5 protein-coding genes are annotated in these 6,737 nt (G+C 70.3%); all 5 read left to right on the forward strand.

Going from position 1 to position 6,737, the window contains the following annotated elements; translation table 11 throughout:
• Positions 1–75: 75 nt before the first annotated feature.
• Positions 76–975 (forward strand): siderophore-interacting protein, encoded by a 900-nt coding sequence (locus tag ACFXPK_RS07250; RefSeq protein ID WP_385072619.1) that lies wholly within the window; start codon positions 76–78, stop codon positions 973–975.
• A 345-nt stretch (positions 976–1,320) separates the two neighbouring features.
• Entirely contained in the window at positions 1,321–2,763 is a 1,443-nt protein-coding gene (locus ACFXPK_RS07255) for a pyridoxal phosphate-dependent decarboxylase family protein (protein ID WP_384992294.1), read from the forward strand.
• Entirely contained in the window at positions 2,747–4,042 is a 1,296-nt protein-coding gene (locus ACFXPK_RS07260; protein WP_385072622.1) for a lysine N(6)-hydroxylase/L-ornithine N(5)-oxygenase family protein, read from the forward strand. The genes ACFXPK_RS07255 and ACFXPK_RS07260 overlap by 17 nt, the downstream gene beginning before the upstream one ends.
• Positions 4,039–4,776 (forward strand): GNAT family N-acetyltransferase, encoded by a 738-nt coding sequence (locus ACFXPK_RS07265; protein WP_385072625.1) that lies wholly within the window; start codon positions 4,039–4,041, stop codon positions 4,774–4,776. Before ACFXPK_RS07260 ends, ACFXPK_RS07265 begins: the two co-directional genes overlap by 4 nt.
• On the forward strand, positions 4,773–6,587 hold the full coding sequence (locus ACFXPK_RS07270) for an IucA/IucC family protein (protein ID WP_384992300.1): 1,815 nt from the start codon (positions 4,773–4,775) through the stop codon (positions 6,585–6,587). Before ACFXPK_RS07265 ends, ACFXPK_RS07270 begins: the two co-directional genes overlap by 4 nt.
• Positions 6,588–6,737: the final 150 nt, after the last annotated feature.

The following is a 6,737-nucleotide window of genomic DNA, read 5'->3' on the forward strand; positions in this document are numbered from 1 at the left end:
GATGGGAATCGTCATGCCCACATACTCCGGTCCGGCCCAGGCAACCGAAACCGCGAGGAAGGTCGGCTGACCCCCATGAAGACGGCTGAGACAGCCCCGTTCCGTTTCTTCTCCCTCCAGGTCGTACGGACGCGGCGCCTCAGCCCGTCCCTGGTCCGCGTCACCTTCGGCGGCCGGAGCGACGGCGAGCTCGCCGGCTTCGCCGCCGGGGGCCGCGACCAGAGCCTGTCGCTCTTCCTCCCGCACCCGGGCCAGAGCGCGCCGGTCGTGCCGGTGGAGGAGGGCGAGGGCTGGTGGACGGCGTGGCGCGCGCTGCCCGACGACGTACGGGCCGTGATGCGCTCGTACACCCTGCGGGAGCAGCGCCGCGACCCGGACGAGGTCGACATCGACTTCGCGCTCCACCCCGACGGCGGCCCCGCCTGCCGCTGGGCGGGCCGGGCCTCGCCCGGCGACCAGGTGCTGGTGCTGGGCCCCGCCGTGGCGGAGAACACGGCGGTGCGGTTCCGGCCGCCGGCCGACGCCGACTCCGTACTGATCTGGGCCGACGAGACGGCGCTGCCCGCCGCGTCGGCGATCCTGGAGTGGCTGCCGGCGGGCCTGAAGGCCGATGTCTGGATCGATGTGCCGCACGCCGCGGACCGGCAGCCGCTGCCCACCGCCGCCGACGCCCGGATCACCTGGCTGGTACGGGACGAGGGCGCGCCGTCCGCACTGGAGGCCGTCCGCGCCTTCGAGCCGCGCGGGAGCGCCCCGTACGCGTGGATCGCCGGGGAGTCGGGCACGGTCAAGGCGCTGCGCCGCCATCTCGTACACGAACGGGGCGTCGACCGGCGCCGGGTGACGTTCGTCGGCTACTGGCGGCTCGGGCTGAGCGAGGAGCAACTGCGCGAGGCTGCGGCCGAGTCGGCCAGGAAGGGCGCCGCGGAGACGGTCCGCGAGCGGGCCGGGGAAGCGGCGCGGGCCGCCGCGTAGCCCGTACCCGCAGGGCGCGGAGGTCCGCCCAACAGGTCCGCGCGCACGCGCCCCCGCACGCGCGCGGACCGGCGCGCGGCGGGACGGCGGACAGCACGACGGCCGGCGGCGGACAGCGCGACAGCCAGTGGTGGACAGCGCGCGGCAGGCGACGGACAGCGCGACGGCCGGTGGCGAACGGCCGGGAGACGCACCACTCGACGCACCACGGAGGGACCCTCGCCGCACCGGCGGTGTGACGAGGACGGTTCGATGCGAGATTGAAACGAGAAGTTAGGTTAGGCTAACCTAACCAAGCCTCAGCAAGCCCCACCCCCGCACCCCCACATCCGGGAGGACCCCAGCATGCGTGCGCACCTGCTCAATGGCGCGACGGCGGACCGCTATCGGCGCTCCGTGACCGAAGGAGTCGAGCGGGTGGCGAACCGACTCGCCACAACGGAGAAGCCGTTCAGCGGTATCACCCCCGACGCACTGGCCCCCGTGGTCTCCGCGGTCGATCTGGACCAGCCGCTCGGAGACGCCTCGGCCGCGCTCGACGAGTTGGAGAGCGTCTATCTGCGGGACGCCGTCTACTTCCACCATCCGCGGTATCTCGCGCACCTCAACTGCCCGGTCGTCATACCCGCCGTGCTCGGCGAGGCCGTGCTCTCCGCCGTCAACTCCTCCCTGGACACCTGGGACCAGAGCGCCGGCGGCACCCTGATCGAGCGCCGGCTCATCGACTGGACCGCGCAGCGCATCGGGCTGGGCGCCGGTGCGGACGGTGTCTTCACCAGTGGCGGCACCCAGTCCAACCTCCAGGCGCTGCTCTTCGCCCGCGAGGAGGCCAAAGCCGACGAGCTGACGAAACTGCGTGTCTTCGCCTCCGAGTGCAGCCACTTCAGCGTGCAGAAGTCGGCCACCCTGCTCGGGCTCGGCCCGAACGCCGTGGTCTCGATCCCCTGCGACCGCGACAAGCGCATGCAGACCGTGGCCCTCGCCGCCGAGCTGGAGCGCTGCCGCGCCGAGGGGCTGACCCCGATGGCCGTCGTCGCGACCGCGGGCACCACCGACTTCGGCTCCATCGACCCGCTGCCGGAGATCGCCGCGCTCTGCGAGCAGTACGACACCTGGATGCACGTCGACGCGGCGTACGGCTGCGGGCTGCTGACCTCCCTCACCCGCCGGGCGCTCCTGAACGGCATCGAGCACGCCGACTCCGTCACCGTCGACTACCACAAGTCCTTCTTCCAGCCGGTGAGTTCGTCGGCCGTGCTGGTACGGGACGGGGCCACCCTGCGCCACGCCACGTACCACGCGGACTATCTGAACCCGCGCCGGACGGTCGAGGAGCGCATCCCCAACCAGGTCGACAAGTCCCTCCAGACCACGCGCCGCTTCGACGCCCTCAAACTGTGGATGACCCTGCGCGTCATGGGCGCCGACGGCATCGGGGAACTCTTCGACGAGGTCTGCGACCTGGCCGCCGAGGGATGGCAGCTCCTCGCCGCCGACCCGCGCTACGACGTCGTCGTGGAGCCCCGGCTCTCCACGCTGGTCTTCCGCTACATCCCCGACCACATCACCAGCCCCACCGAGATCGACCGCGCCAACCTGCACGCCCGCAAGGCGCTCTTCGCCTCGGGCGAGGCCGTGGTCGCCGGGACGACCGTGGGCGGACGCCAGTACCTGAAGTTCACCCTGCTCAACCCCGAGACCACCGTGCGCGACATCGCCGCCGTCCTCGATCTGATCTCCGGCCACGCCGAGCAGTACCTGGGAGAGAACCTTGTCCACGCTTCCTGAGCGCAGCGCGCCGTACGACTTCGTCGGCATCGGGCTCGGCCCCTTCAACCTGGGACTCGCCTGCCTGACCGAGCCGATCGACGAACTCGACGGTGTCTTCCTGGAGTCGAAACCCGACTTCGAGTGGCACTCGGGGATGTTCCTCGAAGGCGCCCACCTCCAGACGCCGTTCCTGTCGGACCTGGTCACGCTGGCCGACCCGACCTCGCCGTACTCCTTCCTCAACTACCTGAAGGAGTCCGGGCGGCTGTACTCGTTCTACATCCGCGAGAACTTCTATCCGCTGCGGACCGAGTACAACGACTACTGCCGCTGGGCCGCCGCCAAACTCTCCAGCGTGCGCTTCAACCGCACGGTGACCTCCGTCGCGTACGAGGAGGAGAGCGAGCTGTACGTGGTCCGCACCGCGGACGAGACCTACCGCGCCCGGCGTCTGGTGCTCGGCACCGGGACCCCGCCGTACGTCCCCGAGTCCTGCCAGGGGCTCGGCGGTGACGTCCTGCACAACTCCCGCTACCTCCAGGGCAAGGCGGAGCTCCAGAAAAAAGAGTCCATCACCCTGGTCGGCAGCGGGCAGAGCGCCGCGGAGATCTACTACGACCTGCTCTCCGACATCGACACGCACGGCTACCAGCTCAACTGGATCACCCGCTCGCCGCGCTTCTTCCCGCTCGAATACACCAAACTGACGCTGGAGATGACCTCCCCGGAGTACATCGACTACTTCCACGCGCTGCCGGAGGCCACCCGCTACCGGCTGGAGGCGGGGCAGAAGGGCCTGTTCAAGGGCATCGACTCGGAACTCATCAACCAGATCTTCGACCTGCTCTACCAGAAGAACCTCACGGGCCCGGTGCGCACCCGGCTGCTCGCCAACACCGCGCTGACCTCGGCCTCGTACGAGCACGGGACCTACACGCTCGGACTGCGCCAGGAGGAGCAGGAACGGGACTTCTCGCTCGCCTCCCAGGGCCTGGTCCTCGCCACCGGCTACAAGTACGTCGCCCCCGCCTTCCTGGAGCCGGTCGCGGACCGGATCAGGCTGGACGGCCACGGCCGCTACGACGTCGCCCGCAACTACAGCATCGACACGACCGGGCGCGGGATCTTCCTCCAGAACGCCGCCGTGCACACGCACAGCATCACCTCGCCCGACCTGGGCATGGGCCCGTACCGCAACGCGTACATCATCGGCGAGCTGCTGGGGCGCGAGTACTACCCGGTCGAGAAGGCCATCGCCTTCCAGGAGTTCGCCGCGCCGGAAGGCACCGTCCGATGACCGGGCGCGCGGAACACCCCGGGCACGCGGCGGAGCCGGAGATCCTGTTCTCCCGTACGGACGAGCGGCTGGGCCTCTTCGAGGTGCGCGCCGTCGACCCGTTCGCCGACATCGAACTGCTCCACGGCTGGGTCACGCACCCCAAGGCGGCCTTCTGGCTGATGCAGGGCGCGACGCTGCCGGACGTGGAGCGCGAGTACATGGGCATCGCCGCCGCCACGAACCACGACGCGTTCCTCGGGCTGCACGACGGCGTCCCCGCCTTCCTCATCGAGCGGTACGACCCGGCCGAGGTGGAGCTGAAGGGCCTGTACGACGCCGAGCCCGGCGACATCGGGATGCACTTCCTGGTCGCCCCCGTCGACGGCGCGCGGCGGCTGCACGGCTTCACCCGCGCCGTGATCACGACGGTGATGGCGCTGCTCTTCGACGACCCGTCCGTGACGCGTGTGGTCGTCGAGCCCGATGTGCGCAACGCCGCCGTCCACGCCCTCAACGAGGCGGTCGGCTTCCGGATCGAGAGAAAACTGGAGAAGCCGGAGAAGGACGCCTATCTGAGCGTCTGCACGCGCGAGATGTTCCACGCCGCGCTCGCCGCACGGACCGGGCAGACCGCACGGACCGAGCAGACCGTACAGAGCAAGCAGGCCGTACAGAACGAGCAGACCGTACGAGCCGAGCAGGCGCCCCCGGCCGAGCAGACCGCTCACGCAGCACAAGGAGTCACCCGATGAGCAGCCAGAAAGCACCCGCGAACGCCGCGGCGAAAACCACGGACAGCGTCGCCCACCTCACCCCCGAGCGCTGGGAGCAGGCCGGCCGGCTCCTCATCCGCAAAGCCCTCGCGGAGTTCTCCCACGAGCGCATCCTGACGCCCGAGCCCCTCGGCGAGGACCGTTACCGAGTACGGAGCGACGACGGCGCGACCGAGTACCGCTTCACCGCGCGCCGGTTCGCCCTCGACCACTGGCAGATACCCGCCGACTCCGTACGGCGCCACCGCGGCGACGCCGAACTGCCGCTGGACGCACTCGACTTCTTCATCGAGCTGCGCGAGACGCTGGGTCTGTCCGCCGCGATCCTGCCGGTCTACCTGGAGGAGATCTCCTCCACCCTCGCGGGCACGGCGTACAAACTCACCAAGAAGCCGGTCACCTCGGCGGAGCTGGCCACCGCCGGTTTCCAGGAGATCGAGACGGGGATGACCGAGGGCCACCCCTGCTTCGTCGCCAACAACGGCCGGCTCGGCTTCGGCGTGGACGAGTACCGCGCGTACGCCCCCGAGGCCGCGAACCCGGTCCGGCTCGTCTGGCTCGCCGCCCGCCGCGACCGGGCCACCTTCACCGCGGGCGCCGGGCTCGACTACTCCTCCCTGATGCGCGAGGAGCTGTCCGCCGCGACGCTGGAGCGGTTCGACGGGGTCCTGCGCGGCCAGGGTCTCGACCCGGACGACTACTTCCTGATCCCCGTCCACCCCTGGCAGTGGTGGAACAAACTCTCCGTCACCTTCGCCGCCGAGCTGGGCCGCCGCCATCTCGTCTGTCTCGGGGAGGGCGAGGACGACTACCTGGCCCAGCAGTCGATCCGTACCTTCTTCAACACCAGCGACCCGGCCAAGCACTATGTCAAAACCGCGCTCTCCGTCCTCAACATGGGCTTCATGCGCGGCCTGTCCGCCGCGTACATGGAGGCCACGCCCGCGATCAACGACTGGCTCGCCGGTCTGATCGAGAGCGACGCCACCCTGCGCGCGGCCCGCTTCTCGATCATCCGGGAGCGCGCGGCGATCGGCTACCACCACCGGCAGTACGAGGCGGCCACCGCCAAGGGCTCCCCGTATCTGAAAATGCTGGCCGCGCTCTGGCGCGAGAGCCCCGTGCCCTCGCTCAGGGGCGGGGAGCGGCTCGCCACGATGGCGTCCCTCCTCCACACCGACCGGGACGGTTCGTCCTTCGCGGGCGCGCTGATCGCCGCGTCGGGGCTGGCGCCCGCGGACTGGCTGCGCCGCTACCTGGACGCGTACCTGGTGCCGGTGCTGCACTCCTTCTACGCGTACGACCTGGTGTTCATGCCGCACGGCGAGAACGTCATCCTGGTCATCGAGGACGGCGTCGTCCAGCGGGCGGTCTTCAAGGACATCGCCGAGGAGATCGCGGTGATGGACCCGGACGCGGTGCTGCCGCCCGCGGTCGAGCGGATCCGCGCGGACGTGCCCGAGGACATGAAGGTCCTGTCGATCTTCACCGATGTCTTCGACTGCTTCCTCCGCTTCCTGAGCGCGGACCTCGTCTCGGACGGCACGCTGCCCGACGAGGACACGTTCTGGCGCACGGTCGCCGAGTGCGTCCGGGGGTACCAGGAGTCGCTGCCGCAACTGGCCGACAAATTCCGCCAGTACGACCTGTTCGACGAGGAGTTCGCGCTCTCCTGCCTCAACCGGCTCCAGCTCCGCAACAACGAGCAGATGGTCGACATCGCGGACCCGGCGGGCGCGCTCCAGCTCATCGGCACGCTGGCCAACCCGCTGGCCCGGTTCGCGCGGTAGCCGTACGAGCCGGCACAGTCCGGGGGGCGGGGGGTTGGGGGAGGCGCCCGCCCCCCGCCCCCCGCCCCCCCCCCGCCCCCCCCCCCCAGGGAGAAAAACCCGACGGGGGGCAAACAAAACAACGACCGCACCTCGACCTAACACAGCGAC

This window comes from Streptomyces sp. NPDC059142 (assembly GCF_042755665.1).
GTDB lineage: Bacteria > Actinomycetota > Actinomycetes > Streptomycetales > Streptomycetaceae > Streptomyces.